This window comes from Flavobacterium sp. DSP2-3-1 (assembly GCF_049896865.1).
Lineage (GTDB): Bacteria > Bacteroidota > Bacteroidia > Flavobacteriales > Flavobacteriaceae > Flavobacterium.
On record NZ_JAFCVD010000030.1, the window covers coordinates 1 to 1,158 of the forward strand.

Consider the following 1,158-nt stretch of genomic DNA (forward strand, 5'->3'; position numbering starts at 1 on the left):
GGCTTTATATTTTGGGACTCTAAGAGCAATTTTTAAAGCTTTTTACGGACTGTTTTATTTTGATAATCCTAAACCGACTTTTCCCAGAAAGAATTTTAATTGTAGTTTAAATCACATATGTTTACTCACTGATTAACAAAATACTGTTCGTTTAGAGGTTTTTAGACGAACTGACGTTATGGGATATGGCACTACCGCACAATAAAAATCAACCTTTAATCTAAAAGATAAAAAATCAGAATAAATGTTGTACTTTTGTACAACATTTGTAATTTTAAGGCGTGGAAGAAAAAAGAAAAACTAGAACAATAATATTTTACAAAGATTACTTTGAAGAATTCTTTGTGAAGCAAAGGGAAAAAGTAAGAGCCAAAATAATTTGGACTTTTGACTTGATAGAAGAAGTTGATAAAGTACCTGAAACATATCTTAAACATATTGAAAGCACGGACGGACTTTATGAAATTAGAATTCAACAATCGAGCGATATTTTTAGAATATTTTGCTTTTTTGACAAAGGAAAAATTGTAGTCTTAGTAAATGGTTTTCAAAAGAAAACGCAAAAGACCCCGAAAAAAGAAATTGAAAAGGCACTTAAAATAATGGAGGAATATAAAAATGAAAAATAACAACATAAAAACGCTATCAGAGTTTAAGGATAAACATTATGGCAAAGTAGGAACTACAGAACGTGACCAATTAGATGCGGGTTACGAACAGTTTAAACTTGGTGCTTTGATACACGAAGCACGACTAGAAAAAGGAATGACACAAGAACAACTCGCGATTAAATGCGGTACAACTAAGTCATATATTTCAAGAATTGAAAACAATGTAAAAGAGGTACGTTTATCAACATTGCAAAAAATCGTTGAACTTGGCTTGGGTGGACATTTGGAACTTTCAATAAAACTTTAAAAAGCCACAGCCCATAACAGCTGTTTTGATATAGTGTGTGCTTTAGTAGAATTACCGTTTCGCATCTACTTTCTGCAAAGCCAAAAATTGAAAGGTTACGAACCACCCACCATCTCAAAGCAGCGGGACGTCAAACTGTCTAATAACCTCTCTTCTTCCCCATAAATTTATTTGTATTAAAAATCGCTCAAATAACTTGCGCAACTCGTTGATTTTTTGTACATTTAAGTATGAAATTCA

At 32.0% G+C, this 1,158-nt stretch carries 2 protein-coding genes; both read left to right on the top strand.

The features are described from left to right. Positions 1-281: 281 nt before the first annotated feature. On the top strand, positions 282-629 hold the full coding sequence (locus ACP7AT_RS15750) for a type II toxin-antitoxin system RelE/ParE family toxin (RefSeq protein ID WP_426065393.1): 348 nt from the start codon (positions 282-284) through the stop codon (positions 627-629). After that, entirely contained in the window at positions 619-918 is a 300-nt protein-coding gene (locus ACP7AT_RS15755) for a helix-turn-helix domain-containing protein (protein WP_426065394.1), read from the top strand. Before ACP7AT_RS15750 ends, ACP7AT_RS15755 begins: the two co-directional genes overlap by 11 nt. Positions 919-1,158: the final 240 nt, after the last annotated feature.

Bases quoted from the DNA above. Each gene is read 5' to 3' on its own strand.
- ACP7AT_RS15755 (WP_426065394.1), top strand. From the start codon at position 619: ATGAAAAATAACAACATAAAAACGCTATCAGAGTTTAAGGATAAACAT.